We start from the raw sequence: 25,242 nt of genomic DNA, 5'->3' as shown, positions 1-25,242 counted from the left end.
CCCGTGCGGGTGCGCCCGCGCGGCGGCTGGCGGCGGCCCGTCAGGAGGACGCGGACTGGCGGAAGCGGGTCGTGCGGTGGACCGGGTCCGTGTCGATCTTCGGGATCACGTGCTCGCCGATCAGCTTGATCGAGTTCATCGTGTCCTCGTACGAGATCCCGATCGGCAGCCCGAAGGACAGCTGGTCCGCGCCCGCCTGCTCCCAGCGCTTGCACTGGGCGAGCACCTCGCTCGGATCGCCGCAGATCATCAGCTCCTCCTGGATGAGGAGTTCGATGATCTCGGCCGAGTACTCGGGCAGGAGCTCCGGCCACTCCGGGATGCCCTCCGGCCGCGGGAAGGTGTCGTGGTAGCGGAAGAGCAGCGACTGGAGGTAGTTGAGGCCGCCGCCCACCGCGATCTCGACCGCCTTCTCGTGGGTCTCGGCGCAGATCGCGGTCGAGGTCACCATGACGTTGTCGTTGACGAAGTCGCCGATCGCCCTGGCCTCCTTGATCGCGGTCTTGTAGGACTCGACGACCCACTCCATGTCGGAGACCTTCTGCACGCTGAAGCCGAGGACGCCGAGGCCCTTCTTGCCGGCCATGGCGTACGAGGACGGGGACCCGGCGGCGTACCACATGGCGGGGTGGGACTTTCCGTACGGCTTCGGGAGGACCTTGCGGGGCGGCAGCGACCAGTGCTTGCCCTGGAAGCCGACGTACTCGTCCTGGAGCCACATCTTGGGGAACTCGGCGATCGTCTCCTCCCACAGCTCCTTCGTGTGGTTCATGTCGGTGATGCCCGGCATGAACCCGAGGATCTCGTGGGAGCCCGCGCCCCGGCCGGAGCCGAACTCGAAGCGTCCGCCGGAGAGATGGTCGAGCATGGCGACCTTCTCGGCGACCTTCACCGGGTGGTTGACGGGGGCGAGGGGGTTGAAGATGCCGGAGCCGAGGTGGATCCGGTCGGTGGCGTGGGCGAGGTAGCCCAGGTAGACGTCGTTGGCGGAGAGGTGCGAGTACTCCTCCAGGAAGTGGTGCTCCGAGGCCCAGGCGTACTTGAAGCCGGACCTGTCCGCCTGGATGACGTACTCGGTCTCCTCCATGAGGGCCTTGTGTTCGGCTTCGGGATCGGTCTCGGCGCGCTTGCCGACGTATCCCTGTACGAAGATCCCGAATTCCAAGGGGGTTCACCGTCCTCGTGAGTTTCTGACGAGTCGTCAGATTCGTGATGTGCCCGACTGTCGCACCGAGCGCCAGGTGCGTCAATACCTGACGTGTCGTCAGCTGTCAGAACAGACTGACTCCCGCCAGCCAGCCGCCGTCGATCACGAACGGCTGCCCCGTGATGTACGCCGAGTCCTCCCCGGTCAGGAACAGCGCGAGGGCCGCCACCTCGTCCGGCCGCCCGATCCGCCCGAGCGGCACGAGCGAGCGGTACAGCTCGGCCGTGGCGGCCGGGTCCACGCCCTCCGGGTTGCTCATGGCGGTGTCGATGGCGCCCGGGCAGACGGCGTTCACCCGTATCCCCTGCGCGGCCAGCTCCAGGGCGGCCACCCGGGTCAGCCCGAGGACGGCGTGCTTGGAAGCGGCGTAGGCGCCGACTCCGGCCATCCCCGTCAGGCCCGTGTACGAGGCCGTGTTGACGATCGTCCCGCCGCCGGCCGCCGCGATCTCGGGCGCGACGGTACGGATGCCGAGGAAGCAGCCGGTCTGGTTGACGGAGACGATCGCCTGGAACTCTTCAAGAGGGGTGGAGAGCAGCTCGTTGAAGCGGAGGATGCCGGCGTTGTTGACCAGCCCGTCGATCTTCCCGAACCGCTCCTTGGCGAGGGTCACGGCCGTGGCCCAGTCGTCCTCGCTGGTCACGTCCAGATGGACGGGGAGGGCCCGCTCCTCCCCCAGCTCCTTGGCCAGCGCGCCGACGGCGTCGTCGAGGACGTCCGCGAGGACGACCCTGGCCCCCTCCGCGGCGAACAGCCGGGCCTCCTGCTCGCCCTGTCCGCGCGCCGCGCCGGTGACGAGGACGACCCGCCCGTCGAGTGTGCCCATGTCCGTACTCCCTAGAGGTGGGGGGCGACCTCCGTGCCGAAGGCCGCCATCTGGTCGATGAGTTCGGTACGGCTCCGGGAGCGGAACCGGACCTGGATCTGGTGCACGCCCATCTCCCCGTACGCGCGCAGGGAGGCGGCGAGCTCCTCCGGCGGCCCGCTCAGGGTGCGGCGGCCGACGTTCCAGGCGGGGCTGCCGACGTACAGCGGCTCGGGGATCGCGCCGACGGTGATCGGCTCCGCGATCCCGGCGTCGGCGCGGAGCCGCAGCAGCTTCTGGATCTGTACGGCCAGCCGCTCGCGCGGGTCACCCTGCGGGAGCCAGCCGTCGCCCTTGAGCGCGGCGCGGCGCACGGCGGCCGGGGAGGAGCCGCCGACCCAGAGCGGGACGCGCTCCTGCGCGGGCCGGGGCAGCTGCCCGAGGTCCTTGAAGGCGAACCGCTCCCCCAGGTGCTCCGGGTACTCCTCGGGGCCGAGCGCGGCCCGCAGCGCGTCCATGGTCTCGTCGAGCACGGCACCCCGGCGCGCGAAGTCCACGCCGAGCACCTCGAACTCCTCCTGTACGTGCCCGGCGCCGACCCCGAGGACCAGCCGGCCGCCGGAGAGGTGGTCGAGCGTCGCGTACGCCTTGGCGGTGACGAGCGGATGGCGCAGCCCGACGACGGCGACGTGCGAGAGCAGCCGGACGCGTTCGGTGGCGGCGGCGAGGAAGGAGAGCGTGGCGACCGGGTCGTACCAGACGGTGCTCATGGCCTCGGCGAGCCGGCGCGGGATGGCGACGTGGTCACAGCTCGCGAGGTAGTCGAACCCGTGGTCCTCGGCGGCGCGGGCGACGGCGAGCAGATCGGCGGGCCCGGAGTCCGCCTCCCAGGGCTCGGCGTAGATCGCGCTCTGCGACTGGACCGGCAGCTGCATTCCGTAGACGACCATGAGGAACCCCCTTGAGCCCTGGCCTCGCGGCCCTGCCTGACGACCCGTCACTTTCGACGAGCGGGGCCCATGCTCGTACCTGACGGTCCATCAGGCAAGGGTCAGGGGCGCACCGGGAACATGACGGAGCCCCCGCTCGGGCAGCGGTGAGCTGCCCGAGCGGGGGCGGATCTTCGTCCTCGTTCTCCGATACGTCAGACACGCCGGACGCGTCAGGCGCGTCAGGCGCTGTCCGTCGCGCCGGACGCCTTCACGTGGCGCACCAGGGCCGAGGCCGCCAGGCAGACGATGCCCACGGCACTCACGAGCCCCAGCGCCTTCGCCCAGGCGAACGTGACGCCGAGGCTGCCGCTCAGCAGCTCGACGGTGCGCATGCCCGCGACTCCGTGGATCGCGACGACGAAGACGGCGACACCCGCGGCGGCGGCCCAGGCGATCAGGGTGTCCCTGGCCGCGAGCCACACCGCGCACGCCAGACAGAGCACCGTGACGACCACGGACAGCGCTTGCGCGTCGCCGCCCGAGCGCAGACCCCCGAGATCGGTCGGCAGATGGACCAGGCCGCAGGCGAACAGCGCGAGCGCGGCGGGCCAGCGCAGTACCGACCTCAGCGCGGGAGAGGCGACGTGGCTGCCGGGGCCCGCCGCCAGCGCGCCGTCCAGGGGGGACTTCCGCGCGCCGGCGGCGCCCCGCTCGCGCTTCTTCGGGGCGGCCGTGGCCGGCGTGTCCGCCCCGCCGACGCGCGCGTGGCCCCGCCTGCCGGGTTCGGCGTTCCGCGCCGCCGCGGCGCCCCCGCCCGCGGTGGGCCGCCAGTCGCTGCTGTCGGCGCCCAGGATGCCGACGAGCCGGACCACGTCCTCGACCGGCCGACCCACCGCCGCGGCGCGCAGGGTGGTCTCGGCCTGGTCGAGGTCGTATCCGGACGCGTTCAGCAGCGCGAGCAGTTGGCGCACCTCGTCCAGCGGACGGGTGACGGCCGCCGCGCGGAGCGCCACGTCGGCGGGGCTGGAGAGTTCGCCGGTCTCCTGCAGGCGGGCCACCAGGGCGGCGACCTCCTCCACCGGCCGCTCGGTCGCCGCGGTCCGCAGGAGCGTGTGGACCGCTTCGCCGCCGGGCTCCTCGTGGTCCTGCGCCTCGATGTCGGGCCGGGGCCGGGGGGCGCCCGAGGCCTCCGACGGCTGCGGGGTGGCGGGTGGCGCCGTCACGGGCGGAACCGCCGCCGCGCCAGGGGGCTTCGGTGCGACGGGTGACGTCGACCCGGCCGGGGGCTTCGGCCCCACCGGGAACGCCGTCGGCCGGTCGGGGAGCGGAGATGCGCCGAGCGTCGGGGGCGAGGAGACAACCGGCTGGCGGGACGGAACCGGGCGGGGCTCTGCGGTCGGTTCTATGTCGTCGTTCTCCATGTCGTCGTCCGCGGGATGAAGGTGCGGGAGGGGGTCGGGGGTCATGTCACAGGCTCCGTTCGCGGACGCCCCGGGGGATGTCCACTGGCTGTCTCGTGATGTGCAAGGAGCGCACACTTGATTACCATCTGCACTCACGCAACAACACTCCGCCATCAGGGGGCCTCCCCGCTGGGCCATCCGGGCGACAGAACGGCCGGACTCCCCCGTCCTCGGAGGGGGAGCCCGGCCGTGGTCGCGGGACTACGGCCGCCAGAGGCCGTCCGGGGTCAGGCCGAGGAGGTCGATCGCGTTGCCGCGGACGATCCGCTCGACGACGTCCGGGGCCAGGTGCCCCATCTGCGCCTCGCCGACCTCGCGCGACTTGGGCCAGGTGGAGTCCGAGTGCGGGTAGTCCGTCTCGTACAGGACGTTCCCGACCCCGATCGCGTCGAGGTTCCTCAGGCCGAAGGCGTCGTCGAAGAAGCAGCCGAAGACATGCCCGGCGAAGAGCTCGGACGGCGGGCGCAGCACCTTGTCGGCGACCCCGCCCCAGCCGCGGTTCTCCTCCCACACGACGTCGGCGCGCTCCAGGATGTACGGGATCCAGCCGATCTGCCCCTCCGCGTACATGATCCTGAGGTTGGGGAAGCGCTCGAACTTGCCGCTCATCAGCCAGTCGACCATCGAGAAGCAGCAGTTGGCGAAGGTGATGGTCGAGCCCACGGCCGGCGGGGCGTCGGCGGACGTCGACGGCATCCGGCTGGACGAGCCGATGTGCATCGCGATGACGGTGCCCGTCTCGTCGCACGCACGGAAGAAGGGGTCCCAGTGGTCCGTGTGCACCGAGGGGAGCCCGAGGTGCGGCGGGATCTCCGAGAACGCGACCGCCCGCACCCCGCGCGCGGCGTTGCGGCGCACCTCGGCGGCGGCCAGCTCCGGATCCCAGAGCGGGATGAGGGTGAGCGGGATGAGCCGCCCGCGCGCCTCGGGCCCGCACCACTCCTCCACCATCCAGTCGTTGTACGCCCGGACGCAGAGCAGCCCCAGCTCGCGGTCGCTCGCCTCGGTGAAGGTCTGCCCGCAGAAGCGGGGGAAGGTGGGGAAGCAGAGCGCGGACTGGACGTGGTTGACGTCCATGTCGGCGAGCCGCTCGGGCACGGAGTGGGAGCCGGGCCTCATCTGCTCGTACGTGATGACTTCGAGCCGTATCTCGTCGCGGTCGTAGCCGACGGCGGTGTCGAGCCGGGTGAGGGGCCGGTGCAGGTCCTCGTAGACCCACCAGTCGCCGATCGGGCCGTCGTCCCCCTTGGCTCCCATGACGGGGGCGAACTTCCCGCCGAGGAAGGTCATTTCCTTGAGCGGGGCGCGGACGACACGGGGTCCGGTGTCGTGGAAGCGGGACGGGAGCCGGTCCCGCCAGACGTGCGGGGGCTCCACGGTGTGGTCGTCCACCGAGATGATCTTCGGGAAGGTCTCCATGGCTTTCACGGTAGCGTCGATCTGACGGTCCGTCAGCTATCCTGCGGCGAATCGACGGTGTGACGGGCTCACTACGGCCGCATCACGGCCCGGACTACGGTCGACCCGATGCTGACGGACTCCCTCCGGACAAGGCAGACTGTCCAGGGCGAAACCAGCGGTGGCGGTACGGGCAGGGGGAGCGATGGACCGTGAGAACGGACCGCGAGTTCCGGCGCAACGGGCTCCGAGGATGGGCGCGGACGCCGGCACGGGCCTGAACGCCGACGAGGGCGGTCGCCGGCCGGCGGGCACGAAGGAGCACACGGTCACGCACCCGGACGACGCCGGACACCCGGGTACGGGGATGAGTGCGAGGACCGGCTCGGGGACGGGTACGGCGACGACTGCGGGGACGGCGGCGGGTTCGACTGCCGGCACGGCTGCGGGGTCGCGTTCCGGCCACGTCGCCGAGACCGACGCCGTCGGCCGGGCGAAGCCCGAGGGAGGGCCCGAGGCCGGGCCCCACGCCGGTTCCGTCACCAGGCCGCACCCCGGTTCCGACATCGCCGACGGCACGGCCGCGTCCCACGCCGCCGCCCCCGGTCTCCTGCGGTTCGCCGTGCTCGGCCCCGTCCGGGCCTGGCGGGACGGGGAGCCCGTACCCACCGGTTCCCCCCAGCAGCGGGCCCTGCTCGCCGCGCTGCTGCTCCGGGGCGGACGTACCGCCACCGCCTCCGAGCTGATCGACGCGCTCTGGGGCGAGGAGTCGCCCTCGCAGGCCCTCGCGGCCGTACGGACGTACGCCTCCCGGCTCCGCAAGGCGCTCGGCCCCAAGGTCCTCGTCAGCGAGTCCGGCGGCTACGCCCTGCGCACCTCGGCCGCCGCGCTCGACGTCGCCACCGCCCAGGAACTCGGCGCCGAGGCCGAGAAGCTGCGGGCCGCCGGGGACCGGGCGGGCGCCCGCGACCGGCTCGCCGAGGCGCTCGACCTGTGGGACGGCGAGGTGCTGGCCTCCGTACCGGGGCCGTACGCCGAGACGCAGCGGACCCGCCTGGAGGAGTGGCGGCTCACGCTCCTGGAGACCCGGCTCGACATCGATCTGGAGGTCGGCGCGCACGCGGAGGCCGTGTCCGAGCTGACCGCGCTCACCGCCGCGCACCCGCTGCGCGAGCGGCTCCGCGAGCTGCTGATGCTCGCCCTCTACCGGAGCGGGCGGCAGGCCGAGGCACTCGCCGTGTACGCCGACACGCGCCGGCTGCTCGCCGACGAACTCGGCGTCGACCCCACCCCCGAACTCTCCCGGCTCCAGCAGCGGATCCTCCAGGCCGACGCCGAACTGGCGCGCCCGGTCGAGGAGGCCGCCCCGGCCGCCGCGCCCGTCGCCCGTCCCGCGCAACTCCCGGCGACCGTCCCGGACTTCACGGGCCGGTCGGCCTTCGTGCGGGAGCTGGGCGACCGGCTCGCCACCGCCGAGGGCCATGTCATGGCGGTGTCGGCGCTCGCGGGCATCGGCGGCGTCGGCAAGACGACGCTCGCGGTGCACGTGGCCCACGAGGCGAGGCCGCACTTCCCGGACGGCCAGCTGTACGTGGACCTCCAGGGCGCGGGCTCCCGCGCGGCCGCGCCGGAGACGGTCCTGGGCTCCTTCCTCCGCGCCCTGGGCACACCGGATTCGGCCATCCCGGACTCGCTCGACGACCGCGCGGCCCTCTACCGCTCGACGCTGGACGGCCGCCGGGTCCTGGTGCTGCTGGACAACGCGAGGGACGCGGCCCAGATCCGCCCCCTCCTGCCCGGGACGGCGGGCTGCGCGGCCCTCGTCACGAGCCGCATCCGGATGGTCGACCTGGCGGGGGCGCACCTGGTGGACCTGGATGTGATGTCCCCGGAGGAGGCGCTCCAGCTGTTCACGAGGATCGTGGGCGAGGAGCGGGTGCAGTCGGAGCGCGAGGCGGCCCTGGACGTGGTCGCGGCCTGCGGCTTCCTCCCCCTCGCGATCCGTATCGCGGCCTCGCGCCTGGCGGCCCGCCGCACGTGGACGGTCTCGGTCCTGGCGGCGAAGCTGGCGGACTCGCGGCGGCGCCTGGACGAACTCCAGGCGGGCGACCTCGCGGTCAAGGCGACCTTCGAGCTCGGCTACGGGCAGCTGGAACCGGCGCAGGCGCGCGCGTTCCGCCTCCTGGGCCTGGCGGACGGCCCGGACATCTCCCTCGCGGCGGCGGCGGCCGTTCTCGACCTCCCGCTCTGGGACACGGAGGACCTCCTGGAGGCCCTGGTCGACACATCCCTCCTGGAGTCGGCGGCGCCGGGCCGCTACCGCTACCACGACCTGGTCCGGCTCTACGCGCGTGCGTGCGCGGACCGCGACGAGCAGCCCCCGTCGGAGAAGCAGGCGGCGCTCTCGCGTCTCCTGGACTTCTACCTGTCGACGGCGGCGCGGGTGTACGCGATCGAACGCCCCGGCGACCGCCTGGTCGACCACCTGGAGCCGACCCGGTACGAGGGCCTGACCTTCACGGACCGCCACACGGCCCAGGACTGGCTCTACGCGGAGGCGAACTGCCTCCTGGCGTGCGTCCGCCAGTCGGCGTCGACCCCGGAGACCCTCCGCCGCGCGGTGGACCTGCTGTGGGCGTCACTGGACCTCGGGGAGTCGGGGGCGAACTCAAGGGAGTTCGAGGCGACGGGTGTCGTTGTGCGCGATGCCGCCTGCGCGCACGGGGACGCCAGGGCCGAGGGCCGTGCGTTCACGGTCCTCGCGGGTGTCCACCACACGGCGGGCCGCTTCGAGGAGGCGGACCGCGACGCCGAACTCGCCCTGCCCCACGCGGAACGGGCCGGCGACCCGGTGCCCGCCTGCTGGTCCGCGAACGCCCGGGGCATCATCGCGCTGTACCAGAACCGCTTCGTGGAGGGCGAGCAATACCTCACCGAGGCGATCAAGCGGTTCCGCGGCATCGGGGACGAGCCGGGGGAGGCGAGCGCCCTCTGTAACCTGTCGCGGATCCACCTGGCCACGGGCCGCACGTCGAGCGCGATAGCGCTCGCCCGGCAGGGCACGGCCATCTACGACTCGATGGGACACGCCCTCCGGGGCGCGAACGGGCGGTACGCCCTCGGCCTCGCCCTCACGCAGGACAATCAGCTCACCGCAGCGAGTGGACAACTCCGCGAGGCTCTGGCGGTGTTCGCCGACAGCAGGCAGCGGCTGTGGGAGGGCATGACCCTCTTCCGGTTGTCCGAGGTGGACATCGCCGACCGTCGGCACGCCCAGGCGGCGTCGAACGCCGAGATGGCGCTCACGGTGCTCCGGGGCATCGGGGGAGAGTGGCGGCGTGGCAACGTCCTCACCGTCCTGGGCCGGGCCCTGTTCGGCATCGGCCAGCGCGGCCGTGCGTTGGTCTGCTGGCAGGAGGCACTCGACATCTTCGAGGAACTCGGGGCCCCGGAAGCCCACGAGGTTCGCGCTCTGCTGACCCCCGCGAGCGCCGCGTAGACCCCCACGGCCAGTGCGTTCATCGTTCGTTTATCGCCACCCGGCATGCTTTTCTGCATGACGATCCGCCGCGTCGGGGGGCAGACGGGTCGCCGATGAGGGTCACAGCCCCTGAGCACTAGGGTGATCGGCCCCGGAGATTCGTCCAGCTGTCCACGGGGGAACGGCTGGACGAATCTCCCCACATCTCGGACATCACACGCAGGAGTTGACGAGCATGACCGACCCGATCAAGCAGGACCCGATCATCACCACCAAGGACATGCACGCCACGTCCGAGCCGGCGGTCGACGCGATCACCGGCAAGATCACGGGTGGCCGCGACGAGTCCATCGTCACCAAGGACATGCACGCCACGTCCGAGCCGGCGGTCGACGCGATCACCGAGAAGATCACGGGTGGCCGCGACGAGTCCATCGCCACCAAGGACATGCACGCCACCACGGAGCCGGCCAAGTAGACCACTCCCGACGGGGAACGGCCGCGGCGGCGACTTCGGGGGAGCTGCCGGGGCCGACCAGGAAGGTCCGGTCGACGGGGGAGCACACGGGCTTGGGGGACACCTGGCGGAACCAGGGGGATCCGTCCGGACAGGACCCGTGCGCAACGCGATCGGACCACCGCAGAAGAGGGGCCGGGCTGATGCCCGGCCCCTCCGGTGTGCGTACGGCCCCTCGGAGCGCGGCGTCGCGTCCGCGGTCAGCGGGCGTACGAGCCGAGGCCGATCAGGCAGTAGACGTACTGGCTGACGACGGCGCCGTTCATCGTGTAGCGGTGCGAGAAGGCGTACTGCGTCTTGGGGTTGGCGTCGCAGCGGTTCATGTCCGAGGTGAACGGGAACGTCTGGATCACCTTGTAGTGGGCGTCGGACGCCGAGCACGGGACCTCGTCGACGCCGCTGACGGACTGCGCGGTCGTCGAGTCCGGGAGCGAGCCGTTGAGGCAGGTGCCCTTGTCGTACGGGTCGGGTTCCTTCTCCGTGGGGGTGGCGCCGGCGGTGGGGGTGCCGTCCACGTCGAAGGTGGGCGGGGGCGGGTAGGAGAAGGTCGGGATCGGACCCGGGCCCTTCGATCCCGCATTGTCGTCCTTGTCGTCGCTCAGGAGGTACGAGCCGCCGATGATCACGCCGATCACGGCGAGCGGGATCAGGCAGCCGAGGACGCCACCCTTCTTCTGTCCGGCCGCGACGGTGATGCGCAGGTACACCGTGCCCTCGCCCAGCCGCGCGGCGACGAGTTCGCCGTGGCGGCAGGGGCGGACGCTGAGGTGGGCGGGGCCGGTCGGCAGGGTGACGGTGATGATCACGCCCTGGGCCGCCTGCTGCGGGGTCAGGGTGAGGGGGATCTCGGAGGACGCTGGCGAGGACACGGGCTGCTCCAGGGGAGGGGACTGCGGATCGGTTCGCCGAGGACTGCCCCTATGACGTGTACACGGCGGCGGACGGTTGCGTTCCGTTCGATCCCTTCGATCCCTTCGATCCCTTCGATCCGTTCGATCCCTTCGATCCGCGCGCACACTCAGGCCGCGCCTTCGCACCGCGCCCTCAGCTCCCCCTTCACCACCTTCCCGCTCGCGTTCCTCGGGAGTTCCGTCACGAACTCGACCTCCCTCGGGACCTTGTAGTTCGCCATCTCCCGCCGCGACCAGGCGATCAGATCGTCCGCCGTGACCCTCGCCCCCGGCCTGCGGACCGCGAACGCCTTGCCGACCTCGCCCAGCCTCGCGTCCGGGACGCCCACCACCGCCACGTCCGCGATGTCCGGGTGCAGGCCGAGGAGTTGCTCGATCTCGGCCGGGTAGGCGTTGAAGCCGCCCACGATGAACATGTCCTTGAGGCGGTCGGTGATGCGGAGGTTGCCCCGCTCGTCGAGGACGCCGATGTCTCCGGTGTGGAGCCAGCCGTCCTCGTCGATCGCCGCCGCCGTCTCCGCCTCGTCCTCGAAGTAGCCGGCCATCACATGGTGGCCGCGGACCAGGACCTCGCCCGTCGGCGAGACGCGGACCTCCGTGCCGGGGATCGCGCGGCCCGAGGTGGTGGCCACCGTCTCCGCCGGGTCCTCGCGGCGGCACATGGTGACGATGCCGCTCGCCTCGGAGAGGCCGTACGCCGTGAGGACCGTGCCGACGCCCAGCTCGGAGCGGAGGCGCTCGACCAGGCGGAGGGGGACGACGGCCGCGCCCGTCACGACCAGGCGAAGGGTGGAGAGGTCATGGCTCCGGCGGGCCGGGTGGTCCAGGAGGGACTGGTGGAGGGTGGGAGGGCCGGGGAGGACGGTGATGCGTTCGGCCGCGATGTTGGCGAGGACCGTGTCGACGGTGAAGACCGGCTGCGGGACGATCACCGCGCCCCGCATCAGACAGGCGAGGATCCCGGCCTTGTAGCCGAAGGTGTGGAAGAAGGGGTTGACCACGAGATAGCGGTCGCCCTCACGCAGCCCCGCCAGCTCGGACCAGATCGCGTAGCAGCGCAGGCTCTGGGCGTGGCTGATGACGGCGCCCTTGGGGCGGCCCGTGGTGCCGGAGGTGTAGATGATGTCCGAGGGGGCCGCGGGGTCGATGGCGGCGGCCCGCGCGTGGACCTGGGCCGCCGGGACGGTGTCGCCCTCCGCCAGGAACTCCTTCCAGGTCGTCCACTCCTCGGGCGCGGTGTCGCCGAGGACCACGACCCTCTCCAGGTCCGGGAGCGCGACCCCGGAGCGGCGCAGGGAGGCCACGTACGAGGTGCCGAGGAAGGTGCCGGTGACGAAGAGCAGCCGGGCGCGGGAGCGCTGGAGGACGTATGCCGCCTCGGTGCCCTTGAAGCGGGTGTTCAGCGGGACGAGGACGGCGCCGGCGGTGACGGCGCCGAGCGCGGAGACGATCCAGTCGAGGGTGTTGGGGGCCCAGATCGCGACCCGGTCCCCCGTCCGTATGCCGGTGGCGAGGCAGGCGGCCGCGGCCCGTTCGACGCGTTCACCGAGTTCGGCGTAGCTGACGCGGTGACGGCCGTCGACGACGGCCTCCCGTGCGCCGTACCGCTCGGCGGCCGCCCGTACGAGACCGGGGATCGTGCCCCACTCCAGGTCGCCGCGCATGTCCATACCCAACCTCCCTGTAGCTGACTATCCGTCAGATTAGTTGTAGCCTGACGCGCTGTCAGCAGTGCTGCCCCATGAGGAGGTTCGGTGCTCAAGGACGCCACGGCCATCGTCGGCATAGGTCAGACCGCCTTCGCGAAACAGCTCCCCGAGACGGAGAAGACACTCGCCTGCCGGGCGATCCTCGCCGCCCTCGACGACGCCGGGATCGCCCCCTCCGAGGTCGACGGCTTCGCCTCGTACACGATGGAGGAGACCGACGAGGTCGAGGTCGCCAAGGCCATCGGCGCCGGCGACGTCACCTTCTTCTCCAAGGTCGGCTACGGCGGCGGCGGCTCCTGCGCCACCGTCGGCCATCTCGCCGCCGCCGTCGCCACCGGACAGGCGAGCGTCGGCGTCGCCTGGCGGTCCCGGAAGCGGGGCAGCGGCCCCCGCCCCTGGAAGAACACCGCCGTCCAGCTGCCCACCCCCGGCCAGTGGACCCGCCCCTTCGGGCTGCTCCGCCCCGCCGACGAGATCGGCATGCTCGCCCGCCGCTACATGCACGAGTACGGCGCCACCCGCGACCACCTCTTCAACGTGGCCCTGGCCTGCCGCAACCGCGCCAACCAGAACCCGGCCGCGATCATGTACGACCGCCCGCTGACCCGCGAGATGTACATGACCTCCCGCTGGATCAGCGAACCCCTCTGCCTCTTCGACAACTGCCTGGAGACCGATGGGGCGCTGGCCTGCGTCATCGTCTCCGCCGAGCGGGCCCGCGACTGCCGCCGGAAGCCCGTGTACGTCCACTCCGCCGCCCAGGGCCTGCCCGCCCAGCACCACGGCATGGTCAACTACTGGAACGACGACCCGCTCTCGGGACCCGCCTGGACCGCCGCCCGCCACCTGTGGAAGCAGGCCGACTTCGGCCCCCAGGACGTCGACGTCGCCCAGATCTACGACGCCTTCACCCCGCTCGTCCCGCTCTCCCTGGAGGGCTACGGATTCTGCGAGCGCGGCGAGGGCGCTGCCTTCACCGAGGGCGGGGCGCTGGAGATCGGCGGCCGGCTGCCCCTGAACACCGGCGGCGGAGGTCTCAGCGAGGCGTACGTCCACGGCTTCAACCTCATCAACGAGGGCGTGAAGCAACTCCGCGGCACCTCCACCGCCCAGGTCCCCGACGCCGCCACCTGCCTCGTCACGGCCGGTGAGGGCGTCCCCACCTCCGCCATCCTGCTGCGCGCCTGAGGAGCTGATCCCCATGCTGACCCCCGTCACCGACGAGGACGGCGCTCCCTTCTGGGAGTACGCCGCCCAGGGCGAACTGCGCGTCCAGAGCTGCGCCGACTGCGGCGAGCTGCGCTTCCCGCCCCGCCCCTGCTGCCCGCACTGCCAGTCGTTCGCGAGCGAGTGGCGCCCGATGTCCGGCCGCGGCCGCATCTGGTCGTACGTGCTCCCCCACCCGCCCCTGCTGCCCGAGTACGCCGCCCAGGCCCCGTACAACGCGGTGATCGTCGAACTCGCCGACGCCCCCCGCATCCGCCTCGTCGGCAATGTGGTCGCCGCCCCGGACGCGCCCCTGAACTCGGTCGACCCGAGCCGGCTCCGCATCGGCGCCCCGGTGCGGGTGGCCTTCGCCGAGGTCGACGGCGTCGTCGTCCCGCGCTGGCTCCTGGAGCGCGGATGAGCACCCCCGGCATCACGGTCGAGCGGGACAAGGAGACCGGGGTCGCCGTCGTCACCCTCGACCGGCCGGAGAAGCACAACTCGATCACCCTGGACATGGCCCGCGCACTGGGCGCCGTCTGGCGGGGGTTCCGGTACGAGGACGAGATCCGCGCGATCGTCGTCACCGGGGCCGGCGGGCGGGCCTTCTGCACCGGCATCGACCGGGCCGCCGTCGGGAACGTGCCGCAGCCCTCCTCCCCGTACACGATCGACGACCCGCTCCTCACGATCGGCCCCAAGGCGAACGACCTGTGGAAGCCGGTCGTCGCCGCCGTCGAGGGGATGGCCTGCGGCGGGGCGTTCTATCTGCTCGGCGAGTCGGAGTTCCTGGTCGCGGGCGAGGACGCCACCTTCTTCGACCCGCACACCACCTACGGCATGGTCAGCGCCTTCGAGACCGTCCACATGGCCCTGCGGATGCCGTACGGGGAAATCGCCCGGATGGCCCTCATGGGCAGCGCCGAACGGATCTCCGCCCGGCGTGCGTACGCCACGGGCCTCGTCTCCGAGCTGACCCCGCCCGGCGGCGCGCTGGCCGCCGCGCGCGAGGCCGCCGCCGTCATCGCGGGCCACCCGACGGAGGCGGTGCAGGGGACGGTCCGGGCGCTGTGGTCGGTGAAGGAGGCCGCCAGGGCCCAGGCACTGGCGCACGCGCCGCACCTGGTCGCTCTGGGGAACCTCACGGCGGACCGTCAGGCGGAGCTGTTCGGGAAACGGGGGGCGGGGTTCAGGACGAGGTAGGCCGCGTGGCGGGCCCTCCGCGGCGGGCGTAGCGTCGGGAGCGAGAGCCGGACCGTCAAGGAGGCCGCATCGATGATCCGCAACATCGCCGGCTCGGTGCTGGCTCTCGCCGGAGCGACGGCCGCCGTCTGGAGCCCCTTCCGTGCCTGGTACGACGGCCGTCACGGACGTGATTACGCGATCGACGAGCTGTTCACCGGCATCACCGACGCCAAGGGCGAGCTGATCGGCTCGCTCCTCGCGCCGTTCCTCTTCGCCGCCCTCCTGGCCCTCCTCGGCGTGGTGCTGCGCTCCCGGCTGCTCGTCGCGCTCGCCGGGCTCGTCGTCCTCGGCTTCACCGTCCTGTGGATGGTGCGGGTCGGACAGGCGGAGGGCAGCCTGACGGTCGGCGGCGACGGTACGGGGCTCGGCGACGGGGTCGCGAACGCCTTCGGCGGCGGGGTCCTGCTGCTGCTCGGCGCGCTCGTCATGTCGGGCAGGTCCCGCCCGCCGCACCACGTGGACCGGCCGCCGCGGCCCACCCACCCCACGCTCGACGGGCCGCCGCCGGACGAGCCGACCACCCCGGAGTCGCCGCCGACGCACCCGCAGGCCTCGACGCCGTACGCGGCGACGCAGACGTTCGACGTACCGACCCGGGATCCGGAGCAGGAACGGGGAAACCCGCCCGAGACGCCGTACCCGCAGAACCGGCAGAACCCGCCGCCGAAGAGCTGAAGCGCCTCGGGGCGGGTTCTCCGTCGTTACGACGGACCTGGCGGCCCGGCTACCGCGCGGCGGCCCCCCGGCCCGTGGCCGTGCCCTTGACCGCGTCGAGCGCGTACACGCACCGGTCCTTGCTGCAGGCGTACACGACCCCGTTCCTGACCACCGGCGAGCCGGTGATCTCGCCGCCGGTCGCGAGCTTCCAGCGCAGCTGCCCGCCGGTCGCGTCCAGGGTGTAGAGGACGTGGTCGGCCGAGCCGAAGTGGACCCGCCCGTCGGCGACGACGGGCGAGCCGACCAGTTCGCCGCCCGCCGCGAACCGCCACCGGGGCGTGCCGGTGACCGCGTCCAGCGTGTAGAGCGCGCTGCCGCTGCCGACGTGGATGTTGCCGTCGGCGACGAGGACCGGCTCGGTCGACTGGCGCGGCTCGGTCGCGATGCGCCAGCGGTCCTGACCGGTGGTGGCGTCGATGGCGTACACCGTGCCGAGGTGGTCGGAGAGGTACACCCCGCCGCCCGTGACCGCCGGTCCGGGTGCGAACGCCGGCGGAGAGGTGAAGACGGCCGGCGCCTCGAAGTGCCACCGGACGTGACCTGCGGCGATGTCGATCGACAGGACCCGGGTCCCGGCGGAGACGTAGACGCAGCCGTCCTCGGCCGGGGCCACCCGGACGGGCACGCCGGCGCAGGAGGCGGCGTCGCCGACCGGGTACGACCAGCGTTCCACGCCCGTGCGGGCGTCGAGGGCCTGGAGCCGGGCGTCCCGCCACACGTACACGGTGTCGCCGTGCACGGCGGGCCCCGCCTCCGGGGTCTCGAAGTCGGTCTGGGCGCCGCTGATCTCCCACAGCTTGGCGCCATTGGAGGCCTCCCAGCCCTGCACACCGCCGCCGCGCGTCCCGGTGACGACGGTGCCCCGGTCGACCTGGAGCGAGTACACCCAGGCGTCCGTCCGCAGCCGCCAGCGCTCGGTGCCGTCGGTCGCGTCGAGGGCGTAGAGCGTGGGCCCGTCGGAGGCGTGGATACGGCCGGAGGCGACGGCCATGGACCAGGCGACGTCCCGGGTCTTGAACTGGCGCCGGCCGCTGCCGGTGTCCAGGGCGTGTACCTCGAAAGAGGTCACGTACAACAGGTCCCCGTCCACGACCGGCGTACCCCAGACGTCGTTCGACATCCGGAAGCGCCACGGCCGCCAGGGGCCGGGCTCGGCCGGCGGGGCCTGGTCGGAGCCCTGCGGCGGCACGTTCACGGGGCGGGAGCCGGGCGCCGGGCCGGGCTCCCCGGCGTACGAACCGGCGTGCGAACCGTGGTCCGCGCCGTGCGGGCCGCCACCGGGCGGACGGATCCAGCCGGTCGCCGGGCCCGCGTCGGCACTCCGGCCGACGGCGAGCGCCGCACGGGTGTCGGCGACCCGGGGGCCGGGGCCGATCGGCACGGTCGCGCCGCCGAGGCGTACGGGACCGCCCGCGCTCTCGGCGGGCCCCGCGTGCCGGCCACCGCCGACGGGCGCGGGCTCGGCGTGCCGCCCACCGCCGCCGACGGGTGCGGGCTCCGGGAAGCGCGGGTCGCCGCCCCGCTCGGCGGGCTGCCGGGGCGGGCGCGGCGGCATCGGCGGCGCGGTCGACGCCGGAGCCGGGCGGCCGCCGCGGCGGGTCTCGATCATGTCGGTGGCGCTTCGCGGCAGCCAGGCCGAGGCCGTGCCGCTGTCGTCGCTGCCGGGACCGAAGAGATGCGGGGCCAGCTGGGCCTGGAGGTCGGCCGGGGTGGGCCGGCGGCTGACGTCCGTCTGCATGCAGGAGTCGATGAGGGGCCGCAGCTCGTCGGGCAGGCCCTCCAGGTCGGGGCCCTCGCGCAGCAGCATGAAGACGGTCTCGACCGGGTTGGCGCCGTGGAACGGCGCGTGGCCGGTGGCGGCGAAGACCAGCATCGAGCCCAGCGAGAAGACATCGCTCGCGCCGGTGACGCTGCGCGAGTCGCGGGCCTGCTCGGGCGACATGTAGGCCGGGGTGCCGACGGCGACGTTGGTCATGGTCAGGCGCGTGTTGGAGACGCCCGACGCGATGCCGAAGTCGATCACCCGGGGGCCGTCCTCGACGACGAGGACGTTGGAGGGCTTGAGGTCACGGTGGACCAGGCCCGCGCCGTGGATGGACTGCAGGGCCTCGGCGACACCGGCGGCCAGCCAGCGCACGGCCTGGGCCGGAAGCGGTCCGCACTCGTTCACTATCTCTTCGAGCGAGGGCGCGGGGACGTACGCGGTCGCCAGCCAGGGCACGGCGGCCCGCGGGTCGGCGTCCACGACGGCGGCCGTGTAGAAGCCGGAGACCGCCCGCGCGGCCTCGACCTCACGGGTGAAGCGGACCCGGAACAGCTGGTCCTCAGCGAGCTCCGTGCGCACGGTCTTGATCGCCACGCGTCGACCCGAGGCCGAGCGCGCGAGATAGACCAGGCCCATTCCGCCCGCGCCGAGCCGGCCCAGCACCTCGAAGGGCCCGATACGTCTCGGGTCGTGCTGCGTCAGCTGTTCCACTTGCCTGCCACCTCCCCGTACGGGCCATGAGGGTACGGCCCCGTGGCCCCTGATTCTTCCTGTCCGAGGGCCCGGTTGCGAACCCGGGGGCGGATCGGGGTGTCACAGGTCATATCGGAGCCATCCGGAGGGGAAGCCTCACATCGGGTCGGACGGCTCCGAGAGGACCGCGAAGCGCGCGCCCTGGTTGTCGTGGAGGACGGCGATGCGGCCGTGCGGGGTGTCGAAGGCGGGGGTGGCGACCCGGCCGCCGAGCCGGACGGTGGTCTCGCAGGCCTCGTCGCAGTCGGCGACGGCGAAGTAGACGAGGACGTGTCCGGGCATCTCGGCGGGGAAGTCGTCGGTGATGAGGGCGCGCCCGCCGAAGGCGCTGTCGTCGCCGGGCCGGGAGCCGGGGGGCGACCAGACGCGGTAGTCGAAGCCGGCGTCCCTGCCCTCCTCGTCGGCGTCGGCCTGGCGGCCGAGGTAGCCGAAGACGGTGGCGTAGAAGGTGTCGACGGCGTCTGGGCGGCGCGTGTACACCTCCATCCAGCAGAAGGAGCCGGGTTGGTTGGTGACCTCGAATCCGTTGTCGTCGCCGGACTGGCGGAGGCCGAAGACGGCGCCGCCGGGGTCGGCGGCGAGCGCGAGGACGCCGAAGGGGCCGACGGGGTAGGGCTCCATGATCATCTGGCCGCCGGCGGCCTTGATCCGGGCGGCGAGGGTGCCGGCGTTCTCGGTGGCGAGGTAGACGGTCCAGGTGGTGGGCATGCGGCCGTCGCGCTTGGGGAGGAGGCCGGCGACGCGGCGCCCGTCGAGGAGGGCCTCGTCGCGGTCGGGGTCGAAGGTCCAGCCGAAGAGCTCGCCGTAGAAGCGCTTGCCCGCTTCGAGGTCGGGGAGCTGTGCGTCCACCCAGCTGGGGGTGCCCTCAGTACGTACGGCCATGTCCACACGCTAGGTCCGCGGGAACGGCCCCGCACGCCCTGATATGCGAACAAAGTAACGATTTATAGGGCGGGAGCCCTTGCGGTGCTTGGGTTGTCCACCGAAGTTGTCCACAGGCTGTTCATAAGCCTATTCGGGTACGGGGATCCCGCGGCCCGGGTACGAGGATCTCGCCAAGCTCCTGCCCGCCCGTCACGAGTGGCGCGATCCCGCCCCTCCCCTCCGCTGCCACGCCCGCGGAGACACGCGTGCCGACCTCGGAGAACACGAGTGGCCGGGGGGTGCACCCCATTTGCAGTCGGCCGAATCGCGCGTGGACACCCCCTCGGTAAGCTGACGGCATGACAGGACAAGTACGCACCGTCGACGGCCGCGTGGCCGGACGACGCGGCCAGGCGACGCGGCAGAAGCTGCTCGACTGCCTCGGTGAGATGCTCAGCTCCTCGCCCTACCGCGACGTCAAGGTCATCGATGTGGCCCGGAAAGCGGGTACTTCACCCGCGACGTTCTATCAGTACTTCCCGGACGTCGAGGGAGCCGTTCTCGAGATCGCGGAGGAAATGGCCAAGGAGGGCGCCGGGTTGACCGAGCTGGTCTCCGGCCGCTCCTGGGTCGGCAAGGCCGGCTGGCAGACCTCCGAGGAACTCGTCGAAGGCTTCCTGGACTTCTGGCGGAAGCACGACGCCATCCTCCGGGTCGTGGACCTCGGCGCCGCGGAGGGCGACAAGCGGTTCTACAAGATCCGCATGAAGATCCTGAACTCGGTCACCAACTCCCTCACGGACGCGGTGAAGGAGCTCCAGGCCAAGGGCAAGGTCGACAAGGAGGTCAGCCCCGCCGCCATGGCAGGCTCGCTCGTGGCGATGCTGGCCGCGGTCGCCGGTCACCAGAAGGGCTTCACGACCTGGGGCGTGAAGCAGGCCGAACTCAAGCCGAACCTGGCCCTGTTGGTGCATCTGGGCATCACCGGCAAGAAGCCGACCAGATAGCCCCGCCCCCCTCCTCCACCCGTCCTGTCGTCGACGCCGACGGCGGCCCGCCCTCACGGACCGCCGTCGGCGTCGCCGTGTCCGGGGACGAAAGCGCCGACGGGGCGAGCGCTCCTCAGCGCCGCTCACCGTCACTCACCGCCGCTCACCGCCGCGTCAGCCGGAAGAGTCTGATCTCGCGCTCGATCCGCGCCTGGTACGTGGCGTACGGCGGCCAGAACGCGAGCGCCGCCCGCCAGGCCTCCGCGCGCTCCTCCCCCGCGAGCAGCCGTGCCCGTACGGGGATGTCCTCGCCCTTCCAGTTCACCTCGACGTCCGGATGGGCGAGCAGGTTCGCCGTCCACGCCGGGTGGCCGGGGCGTCCGAAGTTGGAGCCGACGAGCAGCCAGCCGCTGTCCGGCTCCGGCATGCAGGCGAGCGGGGTGACCCGGGGCAGCCCGCTCCTCGCGCCCCGAGCGGTGAGCACGACGCCGGGCAGCATCTGGGCGCTGAGCAGCACCTTTCCCCTGGTCAGCCGGTGCACGGCCTTGTCCATGGCGGGCACGACATGCGGGCCGATCCGGGCGAAGGTCCTGGTCGAGGACATCTTCTGCATCAGCGTGCGTCCGACGGGCATCTACGCCGCCACCTCTCCGAAGAGTCCGGTCCGTTCCGCCGCGCGTGCCCGCAGCCGCCGCACGGGCCCGAAGAGCAGTTCGTCGGAGGCGGCCCGCTTGAAGTAGAGGTGCGCCTCGTGTTCCCACGTGAAGCCGATGCCGCCGTGGAGCTGGATGGACTCCCCCGCGGTGGCGCGGAGCGCCTCCAGCGCGTGGGCGAGCGCGAGCGGCCCGCTGTCGGGCCCGTGCCCTGGTTCCCCGGCCGCGCAGGAGGTGAGGGAGGCTGCGGCCTCGACCTGGACGTACAGGTCGGCGAGGCGGTGTTTGACCGCCTGGAAGGAGCCGACGGGCCGGCCGAACTGTTCGCGCGTGCCGACGTGGGCGACGGTCCGGTCGAGGGCCTCCCGGGCCGCGCCGACGGCTTCGGCGGCCAGCATGACGGCGGCGCCGCGGCCGGTGACGGCGAGCGCGCCGAGGACGTCGGCCGGTTCCTCGCCGAGGAGTTCGGCCTCGGTGTCACGGAACTGGACGGTGGCCTGGGTTCGGGTGGAGTCCAGGGTGGTCTGCCGGGTGCGGACCAGTCCGGCGGCCTCCGCGGACCCTGCCCGTACGAGGAAGAGCAGGGTGCGGCTGCGGGCGAAGCCTCCGGCGTGGGCGGCGACGATCAGCAGTCCGGCGCTGTGTCCGTCGAGGACCTGGGCGGCCTCCCCGTACAGCCGCCAGCCTCCGTCGACGGCGCGGGCCTGGACGCCGCCCGCGCGGCCGCCGCCGGACCACTCCTCGGCGGCGTTGTCGCCGGTGAGGCCGAGGGCGAGCGCGAGCGAGCCGCCGGGGACGGCGAGGGCGCAGGTCAGGCTGCCGTCGGCGAGCCCGGGGAGGAGCGCGGCGCGCTGCTCGGGGGTGCCGAGGGCGGCGAGGAGCGGGGCGGCGAGGACGCTGGTGGCGAGGAGCGGGGAGGGGGCGAGGGCGCGGCCGGCCTCCTCGCAGACGAGGGCGAGTTCGGCGGGCCCGCAGCCGACTCCTCCGTACTCCTCGGGGAGGGCGAGCCCGGCGACGCCGAGGGTGCCGGACATCCGGGCCCAGAGGTCGGGGTCGTACCCCTGGGGGGTGGCGGTGGCCGCGCGGTTCTCCTGCGGTCCGGCCCGTTCGGCGAGCAGGTCGCGCAGGGTGCGGCGGATCTCCTGCTGCTCCTCGGTGAGCGGGACGGCGAGCGAGGCGTCCATGAGGCTCCCTCCGTTTCTGACGGTGCGTCATGCTAGGCCTGCGCCGGGCCGGTTGCCAGAGTCGCGCCGGTCCCGATCGAATGAATCTGATGTACCGTCAGATTCATGCCGACCACCGCGCCGACCGACGTGTCCACAACCGCGCCGACCACCGCGCCCGCCACCGTGCCGACCACCGCTCGCACCGCCGCACGCGCCGCCGTCCGCGGCCCCCGTCGCGTCGCCGTCGCCGGCGTCGCCCTCGCCGACTGCGGCCGGGTCGACGAGGCCACCCCCTACGCCCTGCACGCCCAGGCCGCCCGGCGCGCGCTGGCGGACAGCGGCCTGGACCGCTCGCTGATCGACGGCCTCGCCTCGGCGGGCCTCGGCACCCTCGCCCCGGTCGAGGTCGCCGAGTACCTCGGGCTCCGGCCCCGCTGGGTGGACTCGACCGCCGTCGGCGGCGCCACCTGGGAGGTCATGGCCGCGCACGCCGCCGACGCGATCGCCGCGGGCCACGCGAACGCGGTCCTCCTCGTGTACGGCTCCACCGCGCGCGCCGACATCCGCGCCCGGCGCCGCACCGCGAACCTGTCGTTCGGCTCGCGCGGCCCGCTCCAGTTCGAGGTCCCGTACGGGCACACCCTGATCGCCAAGTACGCGATGGCCGCCCGCCGTCACATGCACGAGTACGGGACCACCCTGGAGCAGCTCGCCGAAGTGGCCGTCCAGGCGCGGGCGAACGCGGCCCTGAACCCGGAGGCGATGTTCCGCGACCCGATCACCGTCGACGACGTCCTGTCCGGGCCGATGATCGCGGACCCCTTCACCAAACTGCACTGCTGCCTGCGCTCCGACGGCGGCTGCGCGGTGCTGCTGGTCGCCGAGGAGTACGTCCAGGACTGCCGTACGGCCCCGGTCTGGGTGCTCGGCACCGGCGAGCACGTCTCGCACACCACGATGTCGGAGTGGGAGGACTTCACGGTCTCGCCGGCGGCGGTCAGCGGCCGGCTCGCCTTCGAGCGGGCGGGCGTGACCCCGGCGGACGTGGACCTCGCCGAGGTCTACGACGCCTTCACCTACATGACCCTGGTGACCCTGGAGGACCTGGGCTTCTGCGCGAAGGGCGAGGGAGGGGCGTACCTCCAGGAGAAGGACCGGCTGCCGGTGAACACGGACGGCGGCGGGCTCTCGGCCTGCCATCCGGGGATGCGGGGGCTCTTCCTGCTGGTGGAGGCGGTACGGCAGCTGCGCGGGGAGGCGCCGGGGCTCCAGGTGCGACGGCCGGACGGGAGCCTGCCGGAAGTGGCGGTGGCGTCGGGGACGGGGGGCTGGTTCTGCTCGTCGGGGACGGTGGTGCTGGGGCGGGGCTGAGCCGGCGCGCCGCCCCCACCCAAGACCCCGCCCAAGATCCCCGTCCAAGGATCTATACAAGCGTCATAGACAGTCGTGTAGGACATCCGTATAGTCATGTCCGCGGGCAGGGGAACGGCCCGCAGCCACCGACAAGGAGTCCTGCCATGAGCAGCACCACGCACACCGCCGCGAAGACCGTCCTCATCTCCGGCGCCTCGGTCGCCGGCCCCGCCCTCGCCCTCTGGCTGCACCGCTACGGCTTCACCCCCACCGTCGTCGAGCGCGCCCCCGAGCTCCGCCCCGGCGGCTACAAGGTGGACATCCGCGGGACCGCGATCGAGGTCTGCCGCCGGATGGGGATCCTCGACGAGATCCGCGCCAACTCCACGGACATGCGCGGCGGTTCGTACGTCGACGACCACGGCCGCACCATCGGCGAACTGCCCGCCGACATCTTCGGCGGACGCGTCGAGGAGGACGACGAGCTCATGCGCGGCGACCTCGCCCGCATCCTCTACGACCGGACCCGCGCCGACGTCGAGTACCTCTTCGACGACTCGATCGCCACCCTCGACGAGGACCCCAACGGCGTCACCGTCACCTTCGAGAGCGGCACCGTCCGCCGCTTCGACCTGGTCGTCGGCGCCGACGGACTGCACTCCCACACCCGGCGCCTGGTCTTCGGCGAGGAGAGCCGCTTCAAGCGCCACCTCGGCGCGTACATCTCCATCTTCACCGCCCCCAACCACCTGGGCCTCGACCGCTGGGAGACGTACCACGCGCTCCCCGGGAAGCTGGTCTGCGTCTACAGCTCGGCCGGCGAGACCGACGCGAAGAACCTCTTCGTCTTCTCCTCGCCCGAGGAACTCCCCTACCACCACCGGGACATCACCGCCCAGCGACGCCACCTCACCGAGACCTTCACCGGCGGCGGCTGGGAGATTCCCCGGCTCCTCGGCCACGCCGCCGACGCCGACGACCTCTACTTCGACTCCATCGCCCTCATCGAGATGGACCGCTGGTCCAAGGGGCGCGTCGTCCTCCTCGGCGACGCCGCCCACTGCTCCTCCCCCGCCTCCGGCCAGGGCACCGGCCTCGCCCTCACCGGCGCGTACGTCCTGGCGGGCGAACTGGCCCGGGCCGGCGGCGACCACCGCGTCGCCTTCGAACGCTACGAGGCCCACATGCGGCCCGGCGTGGAGCGCAACCAGAAGATGGCCGAGGGCTTCGTCAAGGAGATGACCGTCGGCTCGAAGTGGAAGATCAAGCTGCGCATGCTCATGGTGCGCACCCTCCCGAAGACCCCCTGGAAGAACCTCATCGCGAAGAAGATCCGCGACGAGATCCAGGCGGCGGCGAACGCGGTCCCGCTGGTCGACTACGCCGCGCCGACGACCCCCGGCCCCACCGCCGGCCCCACCGCACGCCCTACCGTGACCGCATGACCGACTTCCACCACGCCCTCCACTCCCTCCGGGTCTGGGACACCGAGCTGCCCGCCTTCGACCCGGCGGGCGCCCCGCCCGAGCCGCTCCCCCTCTTCCACGACTGGTTCACGGCGGCGGTCGCCGCCGGCCAGACCGAGCCCCACACCCTCTCCCTGGCCACCGTGGACCAGAACGGCAGGCCCGACGTCCGTACGGTGATGCTGCACGACGCCGACGCACGCGGCTGGCACTTCGCCTCGCACGCCACAAGCGCCAAGGGACGCCAGCTCGCCGCCCGCCCCGAGGCCGCCCTCGGCTTCTACTGGCCGGTCCAGGGCCGCCAGGTCCGGATCCGGGGCCACGTCACCACCGGGACGCCGGAGGAGGCGTACGAGGACCTCCACGCCCGCACCACCGGCGCCCTCGCCTCGGCGCTGGTCGGCCGGCAGAGCGAGATCCTCGACTCCCCGGAGGCCCTCGCTGAGGCGAGCGCGCGGGCCTGGCGCCGGGCCCAGGCGGAACCGGACGCCCCCGCCCCCACCTGGACGCTCTACGTCGTCGAGCCGACCGAGGTCGAGTTCTTCCAGGGCGACGAACAGCGCCGCCACCTCCGCCTCCGCTACCGCCGCGACGCCACGGCCACGGACGGCGGCTGGGTCCGCGAGCTGCTCTGGCCCTGAA

Annotated in this window: 21 protein-coding genes; 10 read left to right on the top strand and 11 right to left on the bottom strand. The window is 72.8% G+C overall.

Annotated features, from left to right (window positions below; all coding sequences use genetic code 11):
* Nucleotides 1–40 precede the first annotated feature (40 nt).
* From N5875_RS22295 to N5875_RS22275, 5 genes are all read right to left on the bottom strand, one after another.
* Entirely contained in the window at nt 41–1,165 is a 1,125-nt protein-coding gene (locus tag N5875_RS22295; protein WP_318210769.1) for an LLM class flavin-dependent oxidoreductase, read from the bottom strand.
* A gap of 106 nt (nt 1,166–1,271) precedes the next feature.
* The gene (locus N5875_RS22290; protein ID WP_318210768.1) at nt 1,272–2,033 is read right to left on the bottom strand and encodes a glucose 1-dehydrogenase; all 762 of its coding nucleotides are present in this window, start codon (nt 2,031–2,033) and stop codon (nt 1,272–1,274) included.
* An 11-nt stretch (nt 2,034–2,044) separates the two neighbouring features.
* Nucleotides 2,045–2,962 carry an LLM class F420-dependent oxidoreductase gene (locus N5875_RS22285; protein WP_338495546.1) on the bottom strand — a complete coding sequence of 306 codons (918 nt, stop codon included), beginning with the start codon at nt 2,960–2,962 and terminating at the stop codon, nt 2,045–2,047.
* Nucleotides 2,963–3,183: 221 nt separating this feature from the next.
* Nucleotides 3,184–4,167, bottom strand: a complete 984-nt coding sequence (locus N5875_RS22280) for a hypothetical protein (protein ID WP_318210766.1) — start codon at nt 4,165–4,167, stop codon at nt 3,184–3,186.
* A gap of 441 nt (nt 4,168–4,608) precedes the next feature.
* Complete coding sequence (locus tag N5875_RS22275; protein ID WP_318210765.1) at nt 4,609–5,826, bottom strand: amidohydrolase family protein; 1,218 nt, start codon at nt 5,824–5,826, stop codon at nt 4,609–4,611.
* A gap of 232 nt (nt 5,827–6,058) precedes the next feature.
* Here N5875_RS22275 and N5875_RS22270 point away from each other — a divergent pair, with 232 nt between their 5' ends.
* Entirely contained in the window at nt 6,059–9,304 is a 3,246-nt protein-coding gene (locus N5875_RS22270) for a BTAD domain-containing putative transcriptional regulator (RefSeq protein ID WP_338495545.1), read from the top strand.
* Nucleotides 9,305–9,521: 217 nt separating this feature from the next.
* Nucleotides 9,522–9,764, top strand: a complete 243-nt coding sequence (locus N5875_RS22265) for a hypothetical protein (RefSeq protein ID WP_318210763.1) — start codon at nt 9,522–9,524, stop codon at nt 9,762–9,764.
* Nucleotides 9,765–10,003: 239 nt separating this feature from the next.
* Here N5875_RS22265 and N5875_RS22260 read toward each other — a convergent pair whose 3' ends face one another.
* Complete coding sequence (locus N5875_RS22260) at nt 10,004–10,672, bottom strand: hypothetical protein (protein ID WP_338495544.1); 669 nt, start codon at nt 10,670–10,672, stop codon at nt 10,004–10,006.
* 149 nt (nt 10,673–10,821) lie between these two features.
* A complete protein-coding gene (locus N5875_RS22255; protein ID WP_338499230.1) occupies nt 10,822–12,378 on the bottom strand; it encodes a FadD3 family acyl-CoA ligase in 1,557 nt (518 codons plus the stop codon).
* Nucleotides 12,379–12,468: 90 nt separating this feature from the next.
* On the opposite strand from N5875_RS22255, the gene N5875_RS22250 reads away from it, so the two are divergent.
* The 4 genes from N5875_RS22250 (at nt 12,469) to N5875_RS22235 (ending at nt 15,549) form a co-directional block, all read left to right on the top strand.
* On the top strand, nt 12,469–13,611 hold the full coding sequence (locus tag N5875_RS22250) for a lipid-transfer protein (protein WP_318210761.1): 1,143 nt from the start codon (nt 12,469–12,471) through the stop codon (nt 13,609–13,611).
* A gap of 13 nt (nt 13,612–13,624) precedes the next feature.
* Complete coding sequence (locus N5875_RS22245; RefSeq protein WP_318210760.1) at nt 13,625–14,050, top strand: OB-fold domain-containing protein; 426 nt, start codon at nt 13,625–13,627, stop codon at nt 14,048–14,050.
* Complete coding sequence (locus tag N5875_RS22240; RefSeq protein WP_318210759.1) at nt 14,047–14,832, top strand: enoyl-CoA hydratase/isomerase family protein; 786 nt, start codon at nt 14,047–14,049, stop codon at nt 14,830–14,832. The genes N5875_RS22245 and N5875_RS22240 overlap by 4 nt, the downstream gene beginning before the upstream one ends.
* Before the next feature lie 72 nt (nt 14,833–14,904).
* The gene (locus N5875_RS22235; RefSeq protein WP_338495543.1) at nt 14,905–15,549 is read left to right on the top strand and encodes a hypothetical protein; all 645 of its coding nucleotides are present in this window, start codon (nt 14,905–14,907) and stop codon (nt 15,547–15,549) included.
* Nucleotides 15,550–15,598: 49 nt separating this feature from the next.
* Here N5875_RS22235 and N5875_RS22230 read toward each other — a convergent pair whose 3' ends face one another.
* Both N5875_RS22230 and N5875_RS22225 read right to left on the bottom strand, forming a co-directional pair.
* Nucleotides 15,599–18,067 carry a PQQ-binding-like beta-propeller repeat protein gene (locus N5875_RS22230; RefSeq protein WP_338495542.1) on the bottom strand — a complete coding sequence of 823 codons (2,469 nt, stop codon included), beginning with the start codon at nt 18,065–18,067 and terminating at the stop codon, nt 15,599–15,601.
* 138 nt (nt 18,068–18,205) lie between these two features.
* Nucleotides 18,206–18,991 carry a VOC family protein gene (locus N5875_RS22225; RefSeq protein WP_318210756.1) on the bottom strand — a complete coding sequence of 262 codons (786 nt, stop codon included), beginning with the start codon at nt 18,989–18,991 and terminating at the stop codon, nt 18,206–18,208.
* A 341-nt stretch (nt 18,992–19,332) separates the two neighbouring features.
* Here N5875_RS22225 and N5875_RS22220 point away from each other — a divergent pair, with 341 nt between their 5' ends.
* Complete coding sequence (locus N5875_RS22220) at nt 19,333–19,980, top strand: TetR family transcriptional regulator (protein WP_030315615.1); 648 nt, start codon at nt 19,333–19,335, stop codon at nt 19,978–19,980.
* Between the two features lie 145 nt (nt 19,981–20,125).
* Here N5875_RS22220 and N5875_RS22215 read toward each other — a convergent pair whose 3' ends face one another.
* Complete coding sequence (locus N5875_RS22215) at nt 20,126–20,596, bottom strand: nitroreductase family deazaflavin-dependent oxidoreductase (protein WP_338495540.1); 471 nt, start codon at nt 20,594–20,596, stop codon at nt 20,126–20,128.
* Entirely contained in the window at nt 20,597–21,799 is a 1,203-nt protein-coding gene (locus N5875_RS22210; protein WP_338495539.1) for an acyl-CoA dehydrogenase family protein, read from the bottom strand. It abuts the gene before it with no gap.
* Nucleotides 21,800–21,904: 105 nt separating this feature from the next.
* On the opposite strand from N5875_RS22210, the gene N5875_RS22205 reads away from it, so the two are divergent.
* The 3 genes from N5875_RS22205 to N5875_RS22195 all read left to right on the top strand — a co-directional run bounded on the left by N5875_RS22205 (nt 21,905) and on the right by N5875_RS22195 (nt 25,241).
* Nucleotides 21,905–23,152: an acetyl-CoA acetyltransferase gene (locus N5875_RS22205; RefSeq protein WP_338495538.1), complete on the top strand. Its 1,248-nt coding sequence runs from the start codon at nt 21,905–21,907 to the stop codon at nt 23,150–23,152.
* A 146-nt stretch (nt 23,153–23,298) separates the two neighbouring features.
* A complete protein-coding gene (locus N5875_RS22200; protein ID WP_338495537.1) occupies nt 23,299–24,579 on the top strand; it encodes an FAD-dependent monooxygenase in 1,281 nt (426 codons plus the stop codon).
* Nucleotides 24,576–25,241, top strand: coding sequence for a pyridoxal 5'-phosphate synthase (locus tag N5875_RS22195; protein ID WP_338495536.1), 666 nt, complete (start codon nt 24,576–24,578; stop codon nt 25,239–25,241). Before N5875_RS22200 ends, N5875_RS22195 begins: the two co-directional genes overlap by 4 nt.
* Nucleotide 25,242 lies beyond the last annotated feature (1 nt).

The sequence above is a fragment of the Streptomyces sp. SJL17-4 genome (genome assembly GCF_036826855.1).
In the GTDB taxonomy this organism is placed as follows: Bacteria; Actinomycetota; Actinomycetes; order Streptomycetales; family Streptomycetaceae; genus Streptomyces.
Note: the sequence above shows the minus strand (reverse complement) of the source record. Positions and strands in the feature narration are given on the sequence as shown.

Bases quoted from the DNA above. Each gene is read 5' to 3' on its own strand.
- N5875_RS22290 (WP_318210768.1), bottom strand. From the start codon at position 2,033: ATGGGCACACTCGACGGGCGGGTCGTCCTCGTCACCGGCGCGGCGCGC.
- N5875_RS22285 (WP_338495546.1), bottom strand. From the start codon at position 2,962: ATGGTCGTCTACGGAATGCAGCTGCCGGTCCAGTCGCAGAGCGCGATC.
- N5875_RS22275 (WP_318210765.1), bottom strand. From the start codon at position 5,826: ATGGAGACCTTCCCGAAGATCATCTCGGTGGACGACCACACCGTGGAG.
- N5875_RS22270 (WP_338495545.1), top strand. From the start codon at position 6,059: ATGGGCGCGGACGCCGGCACGGGCCTGAACGCCGACGAGGGCGGTCGC.
- N5875_RS22265 (WP_318210763.1), top strand. From the start codon at position 9,522: ATGACCGACCCGATCAAGCAGGACCCGATCATCACCACCAAGGACATG.
- N5875_RS22255 (WP_338499230.1), bottom strand. From the start codon at position 12,378: ATGCGCGGCGACCTGGAGTGGGGCACGATCCCCGGTCTCGTACGGGCG.
- N5875_RS22245 (WP_318210760.1), top strand. From the start codon at position 13,625: ATGCTGACCCCCGTCACCGACGAGGACGGCGCTCCCTTCTGGGAGTAC.
- N5875_RS22240 (WP_318210759.1), top strand. From the start codon at position 14,047: ATGAGCACCCCCGGCATCACGGTCGAGCGGGACAAGGAGACCGGGGTC.
- N5875_RS22235 (WP_338495543.1), top strand. From the start codon at position 14,905: ATGATCCGCAACATCGCCGGCTCGGTGCTGGCTCTCGCCGGAGCGACG.
- N5875_RS22225 (WP_318210756.1), bottom strand. From the start codon at position 18,991: ATGGCCGTACGTACTGAGGGCACCCCCAGCTGGGTGGACGCACAGCTC.
- N5875_RS22220 (WP_030315615.1), top strand. From the start codon at position 19,333: ATGACAGGACAAGTACGCACCGTCGACGGCCGCGTGGCCGGACGACGC.
- N5875_RS22215 (WP_338495540.1), bottom strand. From the start codon at position 20,596: ATGCCCGTCGGACGCACGCTGATGCAGAAGATGTCCTCGACCAGGACC.
- N5875_RS22210 (WP_338495539.1), bottom strand. From the start codon at position 21,799: ATGGACGCCTCGCTCGCCGTCCCGCTCACCGAGGAGCAGCAGGAGATC.
- N5875_RS22205 (WP_338495538.1), top strand. From the start codon at position 21,905: ATGCCGACCACCGCGCCGACCGACGTGTCCACAACCGCGCCGACCACC.
- N5875_RS22200 (WP_338495537.1), top strand. From the start codon at position 23,299: ATGAGCAGCACCACGCACACCGCCGCGAAGACCGTCCTCATCTCCGGC.
- N5875_RS22195 (WP_338495536.1), top strand. From the start codon at position 24,576: ATGACCGACTTCCACCACGCCCTCCACTCCCTCCGGGTCTGGGACACC.